Source organism: Kineococcus vitellinus (assembly GCF_009906315.1).
GTDB lineage: Bacteria > Actinomycetota > Actinomycetes > Actinomycetales > Kineococcaceae > Kineococcus > Kineococcus vitellinus.
The window spans coordinates 1-19450 of sequence record NZ_JAAALL010000056.1 but is presented as its reverse complement, the minus strand read 5'-3'; the positions used below and the strand labels follow the sequence as shown (position 1 = coordinate 19450).

The following is a 19450-nucleotide window of genomic DNA, read 5'->3' as shown; positions in this document are numbered from 1 at the left end:
CCCCGGCGCCCGCGGTCGGGGGGACCGGCGCCGGGGTGGGGGTGAGCAGCGCGTACTCGAAGCACGGCAGCACGACGGGGGCCTCGACGGCCCGGTCGGTGCCGGCGACGGTGAACGTCATGGGCACGGTCTGGCCGGGCAGCACCGGCACCTGCGGGATCTGCACCCAGCCCGACTGCTGGGCGGGCCCGCCGATGGCCTCGCCGACCGTGGTGTCGCCGGCGCCCGCGCTCGGGTCGCCGATCTGCACCGTGGCACCCGCCGGCACGGTGAACGTCTGCGCGGGCGCGCTGCCCGCGTCGACGTCCACGCTCACGCCGACCGTCGCCTCGTCGTCCCCGGAGTTGACGAAGACCACCGACAGCACGCCGGGCTCGTCGATCCCGGAGGACACGACGAGGGCGTTGCGGATCGCGACGTCCCCGACGGCCGTGCCGATGCCGTCGCTGGGGTCGTAGGGCTCGTGGATGATCGCGGGCGAGAACACCGAGCAGCCGGCGATCCCGAGGGTGCTGGCGACGGTGACGAGCGCCACGGCGGAGCGGTGCGCGGCGGGTCGGCGCAGGCGGGGCTTCACGCGGTCAGACTACCGGCAGTCGTAGCCGCGGTCGCAGCGGAGCGGTGCGCGCCGCCCGGCGCGGGCCGGGCGCCGGAGGGGACGGCGGACCGCCCGGCGCGCGGCGCGGCGTGCCCGCGCGATCACCGTCGGCGAGGCCCGGTTGCGCGCGCGAAGCACGCGAACGCTGGTGTGTCAAGAGCGCAGGACTGGAGGTGTGAGCCTCTGACCTGCGCAAACGCTGCGCGCGGGGCTGGGATCCGGTGGTTCGCCGTGGTAATCTGGAGTCAGGGAAAGGGGTCACGTTCTATGGCTTTCACGGTCGGCGAAACGGTCGTCTACCCCCACCACGGGGCTGCACTGATCGAGGAGATCAAGACCCGCACCATCAAGGGCGAGGAGAAGCTCTACCTCGTGCTCAAGGTCGCCCAGGGCGACCTGACGATCGAGGTGCCGGCGGACAACGTCGACCTCGTGGGCGTCCGCGACGTCGTCGGCCGCGAGGGGCTGGACCGGGTGTTCTCGGTCCTGCGCACGCCCTACGCGGAGGAGCCCACCAACTGGTCCCGCCGCTACAAGGCGAACCTGGAGAAGCTCGCGTCCGGGGACGTCGTCAAGGTGGCCGAGGTCGTCCGCGACCTGTGGCGCCGCGACCAGGACCGTGGCCTGTCCGCGGGGGAGAAGCGGATGCTCGCCAAGGCGCGGCAGATCCTCGTCTCCGAGCTCGCCCTGGCCGAGAACACCAACGAGGACAAGGCCGAGTCGCTGCTCGACGAGGTCCTGGCCTCCTGAGGTCGGCGCTCGTCGTCCCGGCCGCCGGCCGGGGTGACCGCCTCGGGGCCTCGCGCCCCAAGGCCCTCGTGCCACTCGCGGGCGAACCGCTCCTCGTGCACGCGCTCCGGCGCGCGGCCGCCTCCGGCGTCCTCGACGTCGTGGTGGTCGTCGCGCCGGCAGGCGCGTGCGAGGAGGTGCGGGACGTGCTCGCGGGCCTGCCGCTGCCCGACCTGCGGGTCGTGCCCGGCGGCGCCGAGCGCCAGGACTCCGTCCGCCTCGGGGTCGCGGCCCTGCCCGACGACGTCGACGTGGTGCTCGTGCACGACGCGGCCCGCTGCCTGGCGCCCCCGGCGCTCTTCGAGCTCGTCGTGCGGACCGTGCGCGCGGGCCACCCCGCCGTCGTGCCGGTGCTGCCCGTCTCCGACACCGTCAAGCGCGTGGCCGGCGACGTCGTCGTCGAGACCGTCGACCGCAGCGAGCTCGTGGCGGTGCAGACCCCCCAGGGCTTCGCGTGCGCACCGCTGCGCGCCGCGCACGCGGCCGCCGGCGCCGCGACCCCGGCCACCGACGACGCGGGGATGCTGGAGGCGCTGGGCCACCCCGTGCGCACCGTTCCCGGCGACGACCGCGCCTTCAAGGTCACCCGGCCGCTGGACCTCCTCCTGGCCGGGGCGCTGCTCGCGGCGGCGGCCCCGTGAACGGTCTGCCCCGGGTGGGCACCGGCGTGGACGTCCACCCGCTCGCCCCCGGGCGGCCGTGCTGGGTCGCCGGGCTGCTGTGGCCCGACGAGCCCACCGGTCCCGAGGGCCACTCCGACGGGGACGTGGCGGCGCACGCCTGCTGCGACGCCCTCTTCGCCGCCGCGGGGCTCGGCGACCTCGGCGCCCACTTCGGCACAGCGCGCCCGGAGCTGGCCGGCGCCTCCGGCGCGCGGCTGCTCGGCGAGGCCGCCCGGCTGGTGCGTGCGGCCGGCTTCGAGATCGGCAACGTCTCGGTGCAGGTCGTCGGCAACCGCCCCAAGATCGGCGGTCGCCGGCGCGAGGCGCAGGAGGCGCTGTCGGCGGCGTGCGGCGCCCCCGTCTCGGTGGCCGGCACGACGACCGACGGCCTCGGCCTCACCGGTCGCGGCGAGGGCCTCGCCGCGATCGCCACGGCCCTCGTCGTCCCGCGCTGAGCGCCCGCCGCCCGCCGACCGGTCGGCGGGCGGCCGGTGCCCTCAGGGCCTGGGGCCGGTGCCCCCGTCCACCGCGGGCGGGCCGGTCGTCGCGTCCGTGTCCGGTGAGCGCACCCGCCGGCGGCGCTTGTTCGTCTCCTCCTGCACCTTCGGGTTCTCCGGCTCGTCCGGCACGAGCTGGTGGTGCACGTAGCGCAGGACCACCGTGATGATCGCGGCGACCGGCACCGCGAGGAACGCGCCGATGATGCCGAAGACGGTGCCGCCGATGGTGACCGAGCCGATGACGACCACCGGGTGCAGCGCCAGGGACTTGCCGACGAGCAGCGGCTGCAGGACGTTGCCCTCCAGCTGCTGCACCAGCAGCACGATGCCGAGCACGATGAGCGCCTGCACCCACCCGAGGGTGACGAGCGCGATGAGGATGGCGACGGCGCCGGAGGCGACGGCACCCACGATCGGGATGAACGCGGCGAAGAAGATGAGCACGGCCAGCGGCAGCGCCAGCGGCACCTGGAGGATCGCCAGGCCGATGCCGATGAAGATCGCGTCCACGAGGGCGACCGCCGCCTGGGAGAGCACGTAGCCGCGCACGGCCGACCAGATCCGGCTGCCCAGCGCCATCGCGTGGGTGTGCGAGCGCTCGTCCAGCCAGCGGCGCGACCACGGCAGCAGCCGGTCGCCGTCGGCGAGGCAGAAGAACGACAGCACGAGCACGAGCAGCGTCGTGACGACCCCGGAGCCGACGCTGGAGGCGCCGGCGATGACCCCGCCGGCGATGTTCTGCGCGTTGGCCTGCAGCTCGGCCACGCCCCGGTCGATGAGGTTGTTGATCTGGGTGTCGCCGAGGTTGAGGGGCGGGCCGCTGACGTAGTTCTGCAGCGTGTTGAGGCCGGCGATCGCGGAGTCGCTGATCTCCGTGGCCTGCCCCGCGACATTGGGGATGAGGGCGGCGAAGATGCCGAGCACGACGACGATGAGCAGCAGCAGCGCGAGGACCGCCGCCAGCGAGCGCGGCAGCACCGTGCGCAGGACCTGCGCCAGCGGCCACAGGATCGCGCTGAGCAGGACGCCCAGCAGCAGCGGCAGGACCAGGGACCAGCCCTTGCCGAGCAGCCAGAACAGCCCGGCGAGGGCGAAGGCGATGACGAGCAGGCGCACCGACCACCAGAACGCCGTGTCGACCCCGCGCTGCACGGCGCGGGTCGGGCGTTCCAGCGGGCCTCGGTGCGACCCGCTGAGCGGGGTGTTGGCCTGATCACTCACGCCGAGGACTCTCCCAGGAGATCCCCCCCTCGGCACGTCGCGGCGGCCGCGGGGCACCGCCAGCCGCCGCCGCGCGCGCCCCGCGGGGAGGCGCTCAGCGCCCCCGCGCGATCCACTCCGCCAGGTGCGGGGCCTCGTCGCCGATCGTGGTGTCCTCGCCGTGGCCGGTGTGCACGCGGGTGTCGGCGGGCAGCTGCAGCAGCACGTCGCGGATGGAGTCCACGATGGTGGGGAAGCTGGAGAAGGAGCGCCCCGTCGCCCCCGGCCCGCCCTTGAAGAGGGTGTCGCCGGTGAAGACCGTCGCCAGCTCCGGGGCGTAGAAGGACACCGCGCCGGGGGTGTGGCCGGGGGTGTGCAGCACGTGCAGGTCGGTGCCCGCGACCGTCAGGACGGCGCCGTGCGCGAGGTCGGTGGTGGGCACCCCCGGGTGCGTCAGCTCCCACACCTCGCGGTCGGCGGGGTGCAGCAGCACCGGCACGCGGCGCTCGGCGGTGCTGCAGCGCTCCGCCAGCCGCGGCGCCTCGCGGACGTGGTCGTCGTGGGCGTGCGTGCAGGCCACGGCGAGCAGGAGGCGGTCGCCCACGGCCGCGGCGATGGCCTCCGCGTCGTGCGGGGCGTCCAGGACGACCACCTCGGAGTCGTCGCCGACGATCCACACGTTGTTGTCCACCTCGAAGCTCTGCCCGTCGAGGGTGAAGGTCCCCGAGGTGCTCAGGTGCTCGATGCGCGCGCTCACGCGCCCGCCCCGTCCAGCACCACGACGCTGCGCAGGACCTCGCCGCGGCCCATCGTCGCGAAGGCCTCCTCGACGTCGCCCAGGCCGATGCGCTCGGAGACGAACGCCTCCAGCGGCAGCCGCCCGCGCGCGTGCAGCTCCAGCAGCGCCGGGAAGTCCCGCTCGGGCAGGCAGTCCCCGTACCAGGAGCTCTTCAGCGCCCCGCCGCGCCCGAAGACGTCCAGCAGCGGCACCTCCAGCTGCATCTGCGGCGTGGGCACCCCCACCAGCACCACGACGCCGGCCAGGTCGCGGGCGTAGAACGCCTGCCGCCAGGTCTCCGGGCGCCCCACGGCGTCGATGACCACGTCGGCGCCGAAGGAGTCGGTCAGCTCCTGCACCGCGGAGACGACGCCGTCCTCGTCCAGCCCGCGCGAGTGCACGGTGTGGGTGGCGCCCAGCGCGGTGGCCCAGGCGAGCTTCCCCTCGTCGATGTCGATCGCGATGACGCGCCGCGCCCCGGCCAGCACGGCCCCGGCGATCGCGGCGCAGCCCACCCCGCCGCAGCCGATGACGGCCACGGTGTCGCCGCGCTGCACGGGGGCGGTGTTGACCGCGGCGCCGATGCCGGCCATGACCCCGCAGCCCAGCAGCCCGGCCACGGCCGGGTCGAAGTCGAGCGCGGACCCGTCGTAGATCGAGGTGTCGATCCGCGTGGCCTGCCCGGCGGCCACCAGCGTCTTGGGCGCGAAGGCGCCGATGCCCAGGGCCGGGCTCAGCGGGGTGCCGTCGGTCAGCGTCATCTGCTGCGTGGCGTTGCGGGTGGCGAAGCAGTACTGGGGGCGGCCGCGCCTGCAGGCGCGGCACCGCCCGCACACCGCGCGCCAGTTGAGGACCACGGTGTCGCCGACGGCGACGTCCTCGACGCCCTCGCCGACCGCGGAGACGGTGCCGGCGGCCTCGTGGCCCAGCAGGAAGGGGTAGTCGTCGTTGATGCCGCCCTCGCGGTAGTGCAGGTCGGTGTGGCAGACGCCGCACGCGGCGACGTCGACGACGACCTCACCGGCGATCGGCTCCGGCACGACGACGTCGACGGTCTCGACGGGGGCGCCCTTGGCGCGCGAGATCACTCCGGGAACGGTCCAGGCCATGCCTCGGACAGTAACGAGGAGGCCGGACACCGCGCGAGCGCCGGTAGCCTGGCCCCGTGACCCTGCACCTGCACGACAGCGCCGCCGGCGCGGTGCGCGAGTTCGCGCCGCTGGTCCCCGGGCAGGTCGGCATCTACGTGTGCGGCGCCACCCCGCAGGGCTCGCCGCACCTCGGCCACGTGCGCGCGCAGGTCGCCTTCGACGTGCTGCGCCGCTGGCTGCTGCGCACCGGTCACCAGGTGACGATGGTCCGCAACGTCACCGACGTCGACGACAAGATCCTCGCCAAGGCCGCCGAGGCGGGCGTGCCGTGGTGGGCGCACGCCTACCGCTTCGAGCGGGAGTTCGCCGCGGCCTACGACGCGCTGGGCGTGCTGCCGCCCACGGTGGAGCCGCGCGCCACCGGGCACGTGCCGGAGATGGTCGAGCTCATCGCCCGCCTGCTCGAGCGCGGCCACGCCTACGCGGCACCCGACGGCTCCGGCGACGTCTACTTCGACGTGCGCAGCTGGCCCTCCTACGGCGAGCTGACCCACCAGTCCCTGGACGACATGGAGCCGGCCGCCGACGCCGACCCCCGCGGCAAGCGCGACCCGCGCGACTTCGCGCTGTGGAAGGGCGCCAAGCCCTCCGAGCCCGCGAGCGCCTCCTGGGACACCCCGTGGGGGCGCGGCCGCCCCGGCTGGCACCTGGAGTGCTCGGCGATGGCGCGCCGCTACCTCGGCCCGCGCTTCGACGTCCACGGCGGCGGCCTGGACCTGCGCTTCCCCCACCACGAGAACGAGCAGGCGCAGTCGCGCGCGGCCGGCGACGGCTTCGCGAACTTCTGGCTGCACAACCACTTCGTGACGATGGCCGGCGAGAAGATGAGCAAGTCGCTGGGCAACGTCCTCGGCGTCCCGCACCTGCTGCGCGAGCACCGCGCGGTCGTGCTGCGCTACTACCTCGTCTCCGCGCACTACCGCACCGCGCTGGAGCACTCGGCGACCTCCCTGGTGGAGGCCGAGGCGGCGTACTCGCGGCTGGAGGGCTTCGTGCGCCGCGCCGCCGAGCGCCTCGGCGAGCCGGCCACCGGCGCGGCCCCCGAGCAGGTGCCGGACGCGTTCGCCGCCGCCATGGACGACGACCTGGCGACGCCGGCCGCGCTGGCCGTGCTGCACGAGGCCGTCCGCGCCGGCAACTCCGCCCTCGCGGCGGGGGAGCAGGAGGCGCTGCGCAGCGCCTACCGGCAGGTGCGCGCCGGGCTCGACGTGCTGGGCCTGGACCCCTTCAGCGAACCCTGGGCCTCGCAGGCGCAGGGTTCGGACACCGCGCGGGCGGCACTCGACGTGCTCGTCCGCGCCCGGCTGCAGGACCGTGCGACCGCCCGCGCCGCACGCGACTTCGCCACCGCCGACGCGGTGCGCGACGCACTCAAGGACGCGGGCATCGTGATCGAGGACACGCCCACCGGCGCTCGGTGGTCGTTGGAGGGCGAGCAGTAGTGGCAGGCAACTCGAAGCGGCGCGGAGCCGTGGCCAAGGGCAAGAAGGGCCCCACCATCGGCACCGGGGGCAAGAACCGGCGCTCCCTGGAGGGCCGGGGGCCGACCCCCAAGGCCACCGAGCGCACCGGGCACCCGGCGGCCGCGCGGGCGGCCAAGGCCGCGCACCGCGCGGCCACCTCCAACAAGCCGGCCGGCCGTCCCGGCGGCCGGCCCCCGGTGCGCCGCAAGGCGAGCGGCGAGACGGAGTGGATCGCGGGGCGCAACTCCATCGTGGAGGCGATCCGCGCGGAGCTGCCGATCACGGCGATCCACGTCGCGAGCCGCATCGACGCCGACGAGCGGGTCAAGGAGATCCTGGCCGCCGCCGGCGACCTGGGCATCCCGCTCCTGGAGTCCTCCCGGCAGGACCTGGACCGCCTCACCGACGGCGCGGTCCACCAGGGCGTCGCCGCCAGCGTCCCGCCCTACGACTACGCCCACCCGCAGGACCTGCTGGAGCGCGCCGCGGACAGCGGCCGCCCGCCGCTCGTCGTCGCGCTGGACGGCGTCACCGACCCGCGCAACCTGGGCGCCGTCGTGCGCTCGGTCGGCGCGTTCGGCGGCCACGGCGTCGTCGTGCCCGAGCGGCGCGCGGCCGGGATGACCGCCTCGGCGTGGAAGACGTCGGCGGGTGCCGCGGCCCGGGTGCCGGTGGCGCGGGCCACCAACCTGGTGCGCGCGCTGGTGGAGTTCAAGGAGGCCGGGCTGTTCGTCGTCGGCCTGGACGCCGACGGCGACGTCTCGCTGCCCGAGCTGCGGCTGGCCGACGGCCCGCTGGTGGTCGTCGTGGGTGCGGAGGGCGCCGGGCTCTCGCGCCTGGTGCGCGAGAAGTGCGACCAGGTCGTCAGCATCCCGATGTCGGGGGCCGTGGAGTCGCTCAACGCCGGCGTGGCGGCGGGCATCGCGCTCTACGAGGTCTCGCGGCACCGCTGACGCAGGAACGTGAAGGAGCAAGTACCCGAGGGTACGATCCCAGGATGAGCGAGCAGACGCCGCAGCCGCGCTGGCTGAGCACCGAGGAACGCCGGGTGTGGCTGCGGCTCAGCGCCGTCATGGAGCTGCTGCCCGCGGCCCTCGACGCGCAGCTGCAGCGCGACGCCGGGCTCACCGTCACCGGCTACCTGACGCTGGCGATGCTCTCGGAGGAGCCCACCCGCAGCCTGCGGATGAGCGAGCTGGGGGCGCGCTCCAACGCCAGCCCCTCGCGCATCTCCCACGTCGTCAGCCGCCTGGAGAAGGACGGCTGGGTGCGGCGCGAGCGCAGCGCCGACGACGGCCGCGGGCAGGTCGCGATCCTCACCGACGCCGGCTGGGACAAGGTCGTCGCGACCGCGCCCGGCCACGTGGAGCGGGTCCGCCAGCTGGTCTTCGACCCGCTGGAGGACGGTGACGTCGCCGACCTCGACCGCACGGTCACCCGGGTCCTGGACGTGCTGGACCCCGACGCGAGGTTCGCCGCCACGGCGCTGGCCCGCGAGGTCTGACCCGGCGCCGCTACCCGCTCGGCGCGGGGGCGGGAGCCGGCGCGGGGACGGCGTACTCCGGCAGCGCGAACCAGCCGGGGAAGCGCCGGCACAGCGCGCTCTCGCCCAGCAGCCGCAGCCGCTGCGAGCGCAGGGCCGCCTCCCAGGACAGCGCCCCGCGCCACACGTCGGTGAGGCAGCGCAGCGAGGTGCGCACCCGGACCACCGGCTCGTGGCCGGGGTCCCGGTCGCACACGTCGACGCTCAGCGAGGGGGGTGCGCTGTCGACGACGAGCCACCAGGTGGGGTGCTCCGGCACGTCGGAGAAGCGGACCTCGACGACGCTGCGGCCGGCGGGGACCGCGCGCGCGTCGACGCGGCGGTGCATGTCCCACAGCAGCAGCTTCGGGTCCAGGTCGCGGTCGCCGAGCTCACCGATCCAGCGGGCCCCCCAGGTGCTGAGGCTGCGCACGACCGGTTCCAGGTCGCGGCCGGCCTCGGTGAGCACGTAGCGCACCTCCCCGGCGGCCTCGCGCCGCTGCACCAGGCCCGCCGCGGCGAGCTGGTGCAGCCGCCGCGAGAGCAGGGTGGGCGACATGCGGGGCAGGCCGCGGCGCAGCTCGCCGAAGCGGGTGCTGCCCAGGACGAGCTCGCGCACGAGCAGCACCGTCCAGCGCTCGTCGAGCAGTTCCATGGTCTTGGCCACGGGGCAGAACTGGTGGTAGGGCGCGCCCATGCCGGTGCAGCGTAGGCCGCTGCGGGCCGGGCCGACAGACCCGCGCGGCTGCCCGTGCCGGTGGTCCAGATCCTGCACTGGCCGCGGCCCCGCCGGGGCGAGGACGCTGGGCGGCGCGCCGGGCGGGTCGTCCGCCCGGCGGGCACGAGGAGGTGCGCGGTGGCCATCGAGGTGGACAGCGGGTCCGGCGTCGGAGCGGGTGCCGGGGAGGAGGGGCCCGAGGCGGCGGACCGGCGGCTGAAGGCGAAGCACCGGGCGGTGTGGGCCTCGGGGGACTACCCCGAGGTGACGCGGCGGATCACGGCGGGGCTGGCGCCGCCGCTGCTGGAGGCGGCGCAGCCGGAGCCGGGGCTCTCCCTGCTCGACGTGGCGGCGGGCTCGGGCAACGTGGCGATCCCGGCGGCCCAGGCCGGCGCGCGGGTGGTCGCCGCGGACCTGACGCCCGAGCTGCTGGAGGTGGGTAGGGCCGACGCGGAGCGGCTCGGCCTCGAGGTGGAGTGGCGGGAGGCGGACGCGGAGGCGATGCCGTTCGCGGACGGCGCCTTCGACGTCGTCGTCTCCTGCGTGGGCGTGATGTTCGCCCCGCACCACGAGCGGGCGGCGGCGGAGCTGCTGCGGGTGTGCCGGCCGGGCGGGCGGATCGCGCTCGTCGCGTGGACGCCCGAGGGCTTCATCGGGCGCATGTTCGCGGCGATGCGCCCCTTCGTCCCGCCGCCCCCGCCGGGTGCGCAGCCCCCGCCGCGCTGGGGCGACGAGGGCCACGTGCGCTCGCTGCTCGGCGAGGGCGCGCAGGTGCTGAGCGCCGAGCGGCGGCGGCTGCCGGTGACGGCCTTCGCCTCGCCGCAGGAGTTCCTGGAGTTCTTCCGGACCTGCTACGGGCCCACGATCGCCGCGTTCGCCGGGTTGCGCGAGGACCCCGATCGCACCCGCGAGCTCAGCGACGCGCTGCTGGAGCTGGCCGCGGAGTTCGCGACCGGCCAGGACCCCCTGCGCATGGACTGGGAGTACCTGCTGCTCGTGGCGCGGCGCGCGGGGTGAGCCGGCGCCGCGCCGCGGGCGGCGGGTGCTGGGGCAGGCGGGGCCTCAGACGTGGTCGCGCCAGGAGTGCTGCGGCTCGTAGCCGAGCACCCGGCGGGCCTTGTCGATGGACAGCAGCGTCTCGTGCTCGCCGAGCTCCTTGCGGACCTCCACGCCCGGGTACACCTCGGCCATGAGCTCGGCGGAGGAGCGGGTCATGACGGTGTCGGCGTTGGCGATGACGAACACCTCCACACCGGGGTCGGTGCGCTGCAGCGACAGGCGCACGGCCTGGGCGCCGTCGCGGGCGTCGATGTAGCCCCACAGGTTCCACCGGCGCAGCTGCGGGTCGGCGTCGAAGGAGGGGAAGGCCGCGTAGTCCTCCACGTGCATGACGTTGGAGAAGCGCAGCCCCGTCATCGTCAGCTCCGGCTGCCAGCGGCAGAAGTGGTGGGCCATCTCCTCCTCCAGCGCCTTCACGAGCGAGTACGTGGACTCCGGGCGGACCCGGTACTCCTCGTCCAGCGGGGCGTACGGCGGGGGAGCGGCGTCGAACGGCAGGCCGAGCAGGGTCTCGCTGGAGGCCCACACCACGTTGCGGATCCCCGCCGAGCGCGCGGCGTCGAAGACGTTCCAGGTCGCCGCGGAGTTGTTGCGGAACGTCGCCGAGTTGCTCAGCAGCCCGGGCGCCGGGACGGCGGCCAGGTGCACGAGCGCGTCGAAGGGGCCGGGGCGCTCGTCGGTGCGCCCGGCGAGCGCCTCCAGCACCTGCCCGTGGTCGGTGAGGTCGATGCGCAGGAACTGCGCGTCGTCCTGCTCGGTCAGGCCCGCCGGGCGCACCTGGTCCAGGGCCAGCACGGAGAAGCCGTGGTCCAGCAGGTCGCGCAGCACGACCCGCCCGAGCTTGCCCGCGGCTCCGGTGAGCGCGACGCGGGGTGCGGTGGGAGTGGACAACCTCGTCCTCCTGGTCGGTGGGGTCAGCGTTCCGCGATGACGCGGATGGCCTGGGTGTCGACGCCGAGCACGGCGCGCTCGTCGGGCTTGGCGGGCAGCACGCTCTCCACGTACGAGTGCACGGCCTCGTCGAGGCCGACGTCGCGGCCGGCGCGCTCGGAGAGGTACCAGCGGTGCTCGAGCACCTCGTGAAACAGCTCGGCGGCCTCCAGCTTGCCGCGCATGTCGCGCGGCACGGCGCGCTGCACGGGCTCGAAGACCTCGCCCATCCAGTCGTGGGCGACGATCTCCTCGTCCTCGTTCTGCCGGTCGACGGCCGCCATGTAGGAGTCGAGGTCGTTGAGCAGCCGGCGCGCCTGGTTCTCCTCGGCGTCCAGGCCGGTCAGGCGCAGCAGGCGGCGGGAGTGGTGCCCGGCGTCCACGACCTTGGGTTCGATGCGCACGCTGGTGCCGTCGATGTCGGTGGTGATGGCCAGCTCGCCGACGTCGAAGCCGAGGTCGTTGAGGCGCCGGATGCGGGCCTCCACGCGCCAGCGCTCGCCGCGCTCGAAGGACTCCGGCTCGGTCAGCTCCTGCCACAGCGCCCGGTAGCGGGAGACGATGCGGTCGGCGATGGCCACGACCTCGTCGAGGTCGGCGTCCAGCGCCTCCGAGGCGACGACGTCCATGAGCTCACCGGCGATGTTGGTGCGCGCCACGTCGAGGTCGTACTCGCGCTGGCCGGTGGACAGCACGTCGTACAGCTCACCGGTCTCGGCGTCCACGAGGTAGGCGGCGAAGGCGCCGGCGTCGCGGCGGAACAGCGTGTTCGACAGCGACACGTCGCCCCAGTAGAAGCCGGTCAGGTGCAGCCGCACGAGCAGGACCGCGAGGGCGTCCACGGCGCGCTTGGCGGTGTCGGGGCGCAGCGTCTGGCTGTAGAGGGCGCGGTAGGGCAGCGAGTACTGCAGGTGCCGGGTGACGAGCACGGAGTTCAGCGGCTCCCCGTCGCGGCCGACGCGGCCGGTGATGACGGCGACGGGGGAGACCGAGGGCACCTCCAGCCGGTTGAGCATGCGCAGCATCCGGTACTCGCGGTGGGCGATCTCCGCGTTGGTCTCCTTGACGGCGAGCACGCGGTTGCCCAGCTTCACGAAGCGCACGACGTGCCGCGAGATGCCCCGCGGCAGGGCCGCCAGGTGCGCGTCGGGCCACTCCTCCAGCGGCACGTCCCACGGGAGGTCGAGCAGTTCGGGGTAGGGCCTGGCCGCGGTGATCTGCAGGGAGGCCGTGGTGGGCGCGCTCACGCTGGTCATCCTCTCAGGAGCGGTGCGGGGCCGCGGGCCCGGACGCGGCACGGGCCGCCACCCCCTCGTGCGGGGGTGGCGGCCCGTGCGTGGTGCCGGAGCGCGCTCAGGCCTCGATGCGCTGACCGGTGGTGTGGTCGAACAGGTGCACGTGACCCACCTTGGGGGTGAAGTGGACCGTCGAGCCCTTCTCCGGGGGGCGGCGGCCGTCGACGCGGGCGATGACCTGGTGGGACTCCCCGCCCGGCTGGGCCAGCGAGCCGTAGATGTAGGCGTCGGCGCCGAGCTCCTCGACGACCTCCACCTGCACCGGCAGACCCGCGCTGGACAGCTCCAGGTCCTCCGGGCGCACGCCCAGCGTCATCTTGTCGCCGGTGGCGGCCAGCGCGGCGCGCTCCACCGGGTGCACGGTGTCGCCGAAGCGCACCCCGCCCTCGGTGACGTCCAGGGTCAGCAGGTTCATCGCCGGGGAGCCGATGAAGCCGGCCACGAAGACGTTGTTGGGGTGGTCGTACATGCGCCGCGGGGTGTCCACCTGCTGCAGCAGCCCGTCCTTGAGGACCGCCACGCGGTCGCCCATGGTCATGGCCTCGGTCTGGTCGTGGGTGACGTAGACCGTGGTGACGCCCAGGCGGCGCTGCAGGGAGGCGATCTGGGTGCGCGTCTGCACGCGCAGCTTGGCGTCCAGGTTGGACAGCGGCTCGTCCATGAGGAAGACCTGCGGCTGGCGCACGATGGCGCGGCCCATGGCCACGCGCTGGCGCTGGCCGCCGGAGAGGGCCTTGGGCTTGCGGGTCAGGTACTGCTCCAGGTCCAGGATCTTGGCCGCCTCCTGCACGCGGCGCTTGATCTCGTCCTTGGGGGTGCCGGCGATCTTCAGGGCGAAGCCCATGTTGTCGGCGACCGTCATGTGCGGGTAGAGCGCGTAGTTCTGGAACACCATCGCGATGTCGCGGTCCTTCGGGGGGACCGTGGTGACGTCGCGGTCGCCGATGAGGATGCGTCCGCCGTTGACGTCCTCGAGACCGGCGAGCATGCGCAGCGAGGTGGACTTGCCGCAGCCGGAGGGGCCGACCAGGACGAGGAACTCGCCGTCCTCGACGTGCAGGTCCAGGGCGTCCACGGCGGGCTTGTCACCGCCGGGGTAGATGCGCGTCGCCTTGTCGAACGTGACCGTGGCCATCGTTGTGTCCTTCCACCGGCAGGTACGTGCCGGACGATCCGTCGTGGAGGACCCGGCCGCGTCAGCGCCCGGGCGATCTTCGGTTGTGCCGTGGCGTCCTCGCCCTGCATCGGATCGCGGCGCCGCGGTGCTCGGATGATGCACGACGGATCGCGGGAGGGCAAGGGGCGACACCCCGGGATGCCCCCGGGGTGTCGCGGTGTTGAACACCGTGGACGGCGCAGCGGTGCGGCGTCCGGGGGACAGCTGACGCCCTGGTCGCCGGCTCCCCGCGTCCTGGAGGACACTGGAACCGTGGACCTGGAAGAGACCAAGCTGCCCGGGGTCGGCCTGCGGCACGACTTCACCACCGCGCGCGGCCGGCGCATCGGCGTCATCTCGACGCGCGGCGGTGAGCGGGAGCTGCTCGTCTACTCCCAAGACGACCCCGACGCCTGCCACGCCGTCGTGGACCTCGACGGCGACGAGGCCGAGGTCCTCGCCGAGCTGCTGGGCCAGCCGCGCGTCATCGAGCGCCTCGCCCGCCTGCGCGAGCAGATCGAGGGCCTGGCCACCGAGGGCATCTACCTGGAGGACGGCTCGCCGTACGTCGGGCGCACGCTGGCCGACGCGGCCGTGCGCAGCCGCACGGGCGCCTCCGTCGTGGCGCTGGTGCGCGGCGGGGAGGTCATCCCCTCCCCGGCGCCGTCCCAGGAGTTCCGCTCGGGTGACAAGATCGTCGTCGTCGGGACCCAGGAGGGCGTGCGGGCCACCGCCGACCTGCTGCACAACGGCTGACGACGAGCGGCGCCCGGCGCCGCGGACCGGCTGACGCGGCCGGGGGGAAGGACGGACTCGACAGGTGCACACCGCTGCTCTGCTCATCGAGCTCGGTGCGGTCATCTTCGGGCTCGGGCTCGTCGGTCGACTCGCCGGGCGGCTCGGCATCTCCCCGGTGCCCCTGTACCTGCTGGCCGGGCTGGCCTTCGGGGCCGGCGGGCTCGTGCCGCTCAACGCCCCCGACGAGTTCCTCGAGGCGTCCTCGGAGATCGGCGTCGTCATGCTCCTGCTCCTGCTGGGGCTGGAGTACTCCGCGGGGGACCTGCTGGGCAACCTCAAGCGGCAGGCGCCCGTCGGCGTGCTGGACCTGCTGCTCAACGGCCTGCCCGGCGCGGCCTTCGGCCTGCTGCTCGGCTTCGGGCCGGTCGGCGCGCTGGCCATGTTCGGCATCACCGCGGTCAGCTCCTCGGGGATCGTCGCCAAGGTGCTGGCCGACCTCGGCCGCCTGGGCAACCGGGAGACCCCCTCCATCCTCGGCATCCTCGTGCTCGAGGACCTCGGCATGGCCGTCTACCTGCCGATCCTCACCGCGGTGCTGGCCGCCTCCGGCGTGTGGGAGGCCACCGGCTCGGTGCTCATCGCGCTGGCCTGCCTGGCCGTGGCGCTCGTCGTCGCGCTGCGCTGGGGCGGGGTGGTCTCCCGCTTCGTCTCCGCCGGCTCCAGCGAGGTGACGCTGCTGCGCGTGCTGGGCCTGGCGCTGCTGGTGGCCGGGGTGGCCGAGCAGCTGCACGTGTCCGCCGCCGTCGGCGCGTTCCTGCTGGGCATCAGCCTCTCCAACGACCTGGAGGAGGAGACCCACCACCGGCTGGAGCCGCTGCGCGACCTGTTCGCCGCCGTCTTCTTCGTCTCCTTCGGCCTCTCCACGGACCCCGGCTCCCTGCCGCCGGTGCTGCTGCCCGCCCTGGCCCTCGTCGTCGTCGGGGTCGCCACCAAGCTGGTGACCGGCTGGTTCGCCGCCAAGCGCGCGGGCATCGCCCTGCCCGGCCGCGTCCGGGCTGGTGCGGCGCTCATCCCGCGCGGGGAGTTCTCCATCGTCATCGCCGGCCTGGCGACGGCGGGCGGCGTGGACGCCCGCCTCGCCGCGCTGGCGGCCGCCTACGTCCTGGCGATGGCCGTCCTCGGCCCCGTCCTGGCCCGCTTCGCCGACCCGTGGGCCCGCGCCTACGTGCGGCGCCGGCGCGAGCGCGCCGTCACCGCCCGCTGAGGGCGGTGACGAGCCCGGTGACGAGGGCGGGCCCGCGGCGCCTCAGGCGCGCAGGTCGGCCAGGGTCGTCAGCAGCTCGGCCACCGCCGGCGGGTCGGCGACGCGCAGCGCCGCCGCCGTCGGGCCCTCGCCGACCTTCACCGTCACGTCGCCGTCGGCGGGCGAGAGGGCCGCGAACGCGTCCTCGTCGGTGACGTCGTCGCCGGCGAAGAGGACGGCCCGCACGGGCGCCCCCTCGGCGGACAGCTCCTCGCGCAGCCGCAGCAGCCCGCCGCCCTTGCCCAGCGGCACGGCGCCGAGCTCGACGACCTCCTTGCCGCGCAGCGCGTGCACGCCCGCCCAGGTGGCCGGGCCGGCCAGCGCCGCCGCCGTGGCCGCCTCGGCGTCCGGGCGCGCGGCGCGCCGGGTGTGCAGGACGGCCGACATCGGCTTGCGCTCGACGTGGACGCCCGCGCGGCCGGCGGCGATCTCGTCGAGGGCGCCGCCCAGCCGCGCCAGCAGCTCCTCCTCGCCCGCGGACAGGACCGTCGTGCCCGCCGCCGAGCGCGAGCTCTGGGTGCCGTGGCCGCCCACGAGCACGACCTGCGGCGGCACCGCGGCGCGGGCGCGCAGGTCGGCGAGGTCGCGGCCGGAGACGAGCGCGACGTCGGTGCCCGCCACCAGCCGCTCCAGCGCGGCGCTCGCCGCGGGCAGGGGGCGGGCGGCGTCCGGGTCGTCGACGATGGGGGCGAGCACGCCGTCGAAGTCCAGCGCCACGAGGACCCGCCCCCGGGCGGCGAAGGCCTCCAGCGCCGCGCGGACCTCCCCGGGCAGCGCACCGCTCACGAGGCCCGCCCGGCGGCCTGCCCGTGGTGCTCCTCGAGGGCCTCCAGGAAGGAGGCCGCCCAGCGCTGCACGTCGTGGTCGGCGACCCGCCGCCGCAGCGCCCGCATCCGCCGGGCCTGCTCGCGCGGGGACATCCGCATGGCGCGCACGACCGCGTCCTTGAGGCCGTCGATGTCGTGCGGGTTGATCATGAGCGCCTGCCCGAGCTCGTCGGCGGCGCCGGTGAACTCGCTGAGCACGAGCACGCCCCGCTCGTCGTGGCGGGAGGCGACGTACTCCTTGGCGACGAGGTTCATCCCGTCGCGCAGCGCCGTGACGAGCATGACGTCGGCGGCCAGGAACAGCGCCGCCATCTCCTCGCGGCCGTAGGAGTGGTGCAGGTAGTGCACCGCGGTGTGCGCGATCGTCGCGTGGGTGCCGTTGATGCGCCCGACGGTGACCTCGACGTCCTGGCGCAGCTGCACGTACTGCTCGACGCGCTCGCGGCTGGGGGTGGCGACCTGCACGAGCGCGACCTCGCCGACGTCGGTGCGGCCGTCGTCGAGCAGCTCCTCGAAGGCCTTCAGCCGGTGCAGGATGCCCTTGGTGTAGTCGAGGCGGTCCACCCCCAGCAGCAGGAACTCGGGGTTGCCGAGGTCGCGGCGGATCTCCGCGGCGCGCGCCGCGACGTCCTCGCGCTGGGCGAGCTCGTCGAGCGCCTTGTAGTCGATGGAGATGGGGAACGAGGCGGCCCGCACCTCCCGCCCGCCCTCGGCGTCCAGCCGGATGCGCCCCGAGCGCGCGGGCAGGTTGGAGGCCCGCCGGCAGGCGCGGGTGAAGTTGTTGGCGTCCGCGGCGCGCTGGAAGCCCACGAGGTCCGCACCCAGCAGGCCGTCGATGATCGCCTTGCGCCACGGCAGCTGCGCGAAGATCTCGAACGGCGGGAAGGGGATGTGGTTGAAGAAGCCGATGGACAGGTCCGGCCGGCGCCGGCGCAGCATCCGCGGCACGAGCTGCAGCTGGTAGTCCTGCACCCACACCGTGGCGCCCTCGGCGGCCTGCTCCGCCGCGGCCTCCGCGAAGCGCTCGTTGACGCGCACGTACGCCTCCCACCAGCTGCGGTGGTAGCCGGGCGCGACGATGACGTCGTGGTAGAGCGGCCACAGGGTGCCGTTGGAGAAGCCCTCGTAGTACTCCTGGACCTCCTCGGCCGACAGCCCGATCGGCACGCAGCGCACGCCCTCGGCGTCGAAGGGCTCCGGGGGGTCGCCGGGCGTCCCGGCCCAGCCGACCCACGCGCCGTCCTCGCGCCTCATGACGGGCTCCAGCGCCGTCACCAGCCCGCCGGGGCTGCGCCGCCAGGACGTGGAGCCGTCGGGCTCCTCCACGCGGTCGACGGGGAGGCGGTTGGCCACCACCACCAGGTCGTAGTCGCCGGCCATCCGGGAACCCTCCTCGCGCTCGGTCGCGGCCGACCCTACCCGGCGGTGCACCGGGCCACCCGTCGTGATCGCGGGGCGCCCGCGCCGCACCCGCGCCACGAGGACGTGTCACGAGGACGTGGAGGAGTCGTGCGCACCCGGGGAGCGCGGCCCGCCTGCCGTACGGTGGGCACGTGGTCACCCCCTACCCGCAGTCGCCGGGCGAGGCGCGCACGCGCGCCGTCGGCACCGGTGCGGCGGGCCGCGAGCACCACGACCCGCAGCGCGACCCCCACCACGACCCGCAGCACGCGCGCACCCCCGCCGGCTGGCACCCGCCGGTGCACGCGCCCTCGCCCGGCGAGCGCCTGGGGCGCTACCGGCTGGACCGCGAGATCGGCCAGGGCGGGATGGGCATCGTCTACCTCGGCCTGGACGACGAGCACCGCGCCGTCGCGCTGAAGGTCCTCAAGCCGCACATCGCCGCCGACCCGCAGGCCCGCCAGCGGCTGGCCCGCGAGGTGCAGACCCTCGAGCGGGTCCGCTCCCCGCGCGTGGCGGAGGTGCTGTCCGCCGACGTCGACGGGACCTGGCCGCACCTGGTCACCCGCTACGTGCCCGGCCCCCCGCTGGAGCACGTCGTGCAGACCCGTGGTCCGCTGCGCGGCACCCGGTTGCGCGACCTCGGGCACGGGCTGGCCGAGGCGCTGCACGCCATCCACGCCGCCGGTGTCGTCCACCGCGACCTCAAGCCGAGCAACGTGCTGCTGCTGGACGGCCTGCCGGTCGTCATCGACTTCGGCATCGCCCACGTCGCCGACGACGTCCGGCTCACCTCCACGGGCCTGGTCATGGGCACCCCCGGCTACCTCTCGCCCGAGGTCGTGGCGGGCGGGCTGGTCTCCGCGGCGACCGACTGGTGGGGCTGGGCGGCCACCGTGGCCTACGCCGCCAGCGGGCGCCCGCCGTTCGGCACCGGCCCGATGGAGGTCGTGCTGGACCGCGTCCGCCGCGCCGACGTGGACCTCTCCGGCGTCCCCGCCGACCTGCGCGGGCCGCTGCTCGCGGCGCTCGCGGTCAACCCCTCGCACCGCCCGCACCCCGAGGCGCTGCTGCGCGCGCTCGACGGCGCCACCACCGGCCCGCTGGAGCAGCCCCCGCGGACCGCGGACCGGGTGCCGCCGGAGCCGTCCGAGCGCTCGCGCTTCGCCTCGCTCATCTCCGACGAGACCGCCCAGTTGCCCGCCGTCGCACCCGCCACCCGGCAGGTGCCGCCACCGGGCCCGCGGGTGGCCGACCCGGCCGACCCGCCGGCGGACTCCACGCGGATGCTCCCGCCCGTGGTGGGGCCCGCACCGCAGTCCGCGCCGGTGCACCAGGCCCCGCCCGGCTGGATCCCCCG

The 19450-nt window shown here is 75.2% G+C and carries 20 protein-coding genes; 10 read left to right on the top strand and 10 right to left on the bottom strand.

The window, feature by feature from the left end; genetic code table 11:
• The coding region (locus GTQ99_RS07440; RefSeq protein ID WP_166615107.1) for a hypothetical protein at positions 1 to 577 on the bottom strand (577 nt) is incomplete at its 3' end.
• A 288-nt stretch (positions 578 to 865) separates the two neighbouring features.
• On the opposite strand from GTQ99_RS07440, the gene GTQ99_RS07435 reads away from it, so the two are divergent.
• The 3 genes from GTQ99_RS07435 to ispF are packed head-to-tail and all read left to right on the top strand — an operon-like array spanning position 866 to position 2504.
• Positions 866 to 1348 (top strand): CarD family transcriptional regulator, encoded by a 483-nt coding sequence (locus GTQ99_RS07435; RefSeq protein ID WP_166615106.1) that lies wholly within the window; start codon positions 866 to 868, stop codon positions 1346 to 1348.
• On the top strand, positions 1345 to 2028 hold the full coding sequence (ispD, locus tag GTQ99_RS07430) for a 2-C-methyl-D-erythritol 4-phosphate cytidylyltransferase (RefSeq protein ID WP_166615110.1): 684 nt from the start codon (positions 1345 to 1347) through the stop codon (positions 2026 to 2028). Before GTQ99_RS07435 ends, ispD begins: the two co-directional genes overlap by 4 nt.
• The gene (ispF, locus tag GTQ99_RS07425; RefSeq protein WP_166615105.1) at positions 2025 to 2504 is read left to right on the top strand and encodes a 2-C-methyl-D-erythritol 2,4-cyclodiphosphate synthase; all 480 of its coding nucleotides are present in this window, start codon (positions 2025 to 2027) and stop codon (positions 2502 to 2504) included. Before ispD ends, ispF begins: the two co-directional genes overlap by 4 nt.
• Before the next feature lie 42 nt (positions 2505 to 2546).
• On the opposite strand, the gene GTQ99_RS07420 is transcribed toward ispF, so the two are convergent.
• The 3 genes from GTQ99_RS07420 to GTQ99_RS07410 all read right to left on the bottom strand — a co-directional run bounded on the left by GTQ99_RS07420 (position 2547) and on the right by GTQ99_RS07410 (position 5636).
• Complete coding sequence (locus GTQ99_RS07420; protein ID WP_166615104.1) at positions 2547 to 3770, bottom strand: AI-2E family transporter; 1224 nt, start codon at positions 3768 to 3770, stop codon at positions 2547 to 2549.
• Positions 3771 to 3864: 94 nt separating this feature from the next.
• Positions 3865 to 4506, bottom strand: coding sequence for an MBL fold metallo-hydrolase (locus GTQ99_RS07415; protein WP_166615103.1), 642 nt, complete (start codon positions 4504 to 4506; stop codon positions 3865 to 3867).
• Positions 4503 to 5636: an S-(hydroxymethyl)mycothiol dehydrogenase gene (locus tag GTQ99_RS07410; RefSeq protein WP_166615102.1), complete on the bottom strand. Its 1134-nt coding sequence runs from the start codon at positions 5634 to 5636 to the stop codon at positions 4503 to 4505. The genes GTQ99_RS07415 and GTQ99_RS07410 overlap by 4 nt, the downstream gene beginning before the upstream one ends.
• 56 nt (positions 5637 to 5692) lie before the next feature.
• Here GTQ99_RS07410 and cysS point away from each other — a divergent pair, with 56 nt between their 5' ends.
• Genes cysS through GTQ99_RS07395 form a run of 3 tightly spaced genes read left to right on the top strand, consistent with a single transcriptional unit; the run spans position 5693 to position 8645 of the window.
• Positions 5693 to 7120 carry a cysteine--tRNA ligase gene (gene cysS, locus GTQ99_RS07405; protein ID WP_166615101.1) on the top strand — a complete coding sequence of 476 codons (1428 nt, stop codon included), beginning with the start codon at positions 5693 to 5695 and terminating at the stop codon, positions 7118 to 7120.
• Positions 7120 to 8094, top strand: coding sequence for a 23S rRNA (guanosine(2251)-2'-O)-methyltransferase RlmB (rlmB, locus tag GTQ99_RS07400; protein ID WP_166615100.1), 975 nt, complete (start codon positions 7120 to 7122; stop codon positions 8092 to 8094). The genes cysS and rlmB overlap by 1 nt, the downstream gene beginning before the upstream one ends.
• A gap of 44 nt (positions 8095 to 8138) precedes the next feature.
• The gene (locus GTQ99_RS07395) at positions 8139 to 8645 is read left to right on the top strand and encodes a MarR family winged helix-turn-helix transcriptional regulator (RefSeq protein ID WP_166615099.1); all 507 of its coding nucleotides are present in this window, start codon (positions 8139 to 8141) and stop codon (positions 8643 to 8645) included.
• 10 nt (positions 8646 to 8655) lie between these two features.
• Here the strand turns inward: GTQ99_RS07395 and GTQ99_RS07390 are convergent, their stop codons facing one another.
• Positions 8656 to 9360 (bottom strand): winged helix-turn-helix transcriptional regulator, encoded by a 705-nt coding sequence (locus GTQ99_RS07390; protein ID WP_166615098.1) that lies wholly within the window; start codon positions 9358 to 9360, stop codon positions 8656 to 8658.
• A gap of 171 nt (positions 9361 to 9531) precedes the next feature.
• On the opposite strand from GTQ99_RS07390, the gene GTQ99_RS07385 reads away from it, so the two are divergent.
• The gene (locus GTQ99_RS07385; RefSeq protein WP_166615109.1) at positions 9532 to 10398 is read left to right on the top strand and encodes a class I SAM-dependent methyltransferase; all 867 of its coding nucleotides are present in this window, start codon (positions 9532 to 9534) and stop codon (positions 10396 to 10398) included.
• 45 nt (positions 10399 to 10443) lie between these two features.
• On the opposite strand, the gene GTQ99_RS07380 is transcribed toward GTQ99_RS07385, so the two are convergent.
• The 3 genes from GTQ99_RS07380 to GTQ99_RS07370 form a co-directional block, all read right to left on the bottom strand.
• Positions 10444 to 11331 (bottom strand): NAD-dependent epimerase/dehydratase family protein, encoded by an 888-nt coding sequence (locus GTQ99_RS07380; RefSeq protein WP_166615097.1) that lies wholly within the window; start codon positions 11329 to 11331, stop codon positions 10444 to 10446.
• A 23-nt stretch (positions 11332 to 11354) separates the two neighbouring features.
• Positions 11355 to 12626: a DUF4032 domain-containing protein gene (locus GTQ99_RS07375; protein WP_166615096.1), complete on the bottom strand. Its 1272-nt coding sequence runs from the start codon at positions 12624 to 12626 to the stop codon at positions 11355 to 11357.
• A gap of 97 nt (positions 12627 to 12723) precedes the next feature.
• Positions 12724 to 13800: an ABC transporter ATP-binding protein gene (locus GTQ99_RS07370; protein WP_166615095.1), complete on the bottom strand. Its 1077-nt coding sequence runs from the start codon at positions 13798 to 13800 to the stop codon at positions 12724 to 12726.
• A gap of 294 nt (positions 13801 to 14094) precedes the next feature.
• On the opposite strand from GTQ99_RS07370, the gene GTQ99_RS07365 reads away from it, so the two are divergent.
• Positions 14095 to 14577 (top strand): cation:proton antiporter regulatory subunit, encoded by a 483-nt coding sequence (locus tag GTQ99_RS07365; protein ID WP_166615094.1) that lies wholly within the window; start codon positions 14095 to 14097, stop codon positions 14575 to 14577.
• Positions 14578 to 14641: 64 nt separating this feature from the next.
• On the top strand, positions 14642 to 15823 hold the full coding sequence (locus GTQ99_RS07360) for a cation:proton antiporter domain-containing protein (protein WP_166615093.1): 1182 nt from the start codon (positions 14642 to 14644) through the stop codon (positions 15821 to 15823).
• Positions 15824 to 15865: 42 nt separating this feature from the next.
• Here the strand turns inward: GTQ99_RS07360 and otsB are convergent, their stop codons facing one another.
• Positions 15866 to 16648, bottom strand: a complete 783-nt coding sequence (otsB, locus tag GTQ99_RS07355) for a trehalose-phosphatase (RefSeq protein WP_205706979.1) — start codon at positions 16646 to 16648, stop codon at positions 15866 to 15868.
• Entirely contained in the window at positions 16645 to 18069 is a 1425-nt protein-coding gene (otsA, locus tag GTQ99_RS07350; RefSeq protein ID WP_166615092.1) for an alpha,alpha-trehalose-phosphate synthase (UDP-forming), read from the bottom strand. Before otsA ends, otsB begins: the two co-directional genes overlap by 4 nt.
• 173 nt (positions 18070 to 18242) lie before the next feature.
• Here otsA and GTQ99_RS24310 point away from each other — a divergent pair.
• On the top strand, positions 18243 to 19450 hold a 1208-nt coding region (locus GTQ99_RS24310; RefSeq protein WP_205706978.1), incomplete at its 3' end, for a protein kinase domain-containing protein.

Bases quoted from the DNA above. Each gene is read 5' to 3' on its own strand.
- GTQ99_RS07435 (WP_166615106.1), top strand. From the start codon at position 866: ATGGCTTTCACGGTCGGCGAAACGGTCGTCTACCCCCACCACGGGGCT.
- GTQ99_RS07410 (WP_166615102.1), bottom strand. From the start codon at position 5,636: ATGGCCTGGACCGTTCCCGGAGTGATCTCGCGCGCCAAGGGCGCCCCC.
- GTQ99_RS07395 (WP_166615099.1), top strand. From the start codon at position 8,139: ATGAGCGAGCAGACGCCGCAGCCGCGCTGGCTGAGCACCGAGGAACGC.
- GTQ99_RS07390 (WP_166615098.1), bottom strand. From the start codon at position 9,360: ATGGGCGCGCCCTACCACCAGTTCTGCCCCGTGGCCAAGACCATGGAA.
- GTQ99_RS07375 (WP_166615096.1), bottom strand. From the start codon at position 12,626: ATGACCAGCGTGAGCGCGCCCACCACGGCCTCCCTGCAGATCACCGCG.
- GTQ99_RS07370 (WP_166615095.1), bottom strand. From the start codon at position 13,800: ATGGCCACGGTCACGTTCGACAAGGCGACGCGCATCTACCCCGGCGGT.
- otsA (WP_166615092.1), bottom strand. From the start codon at position 18,069: ATGGCCGGCGACTACGACCTGGTGGTGGTGGCCAACCGCCTCCCCGTC.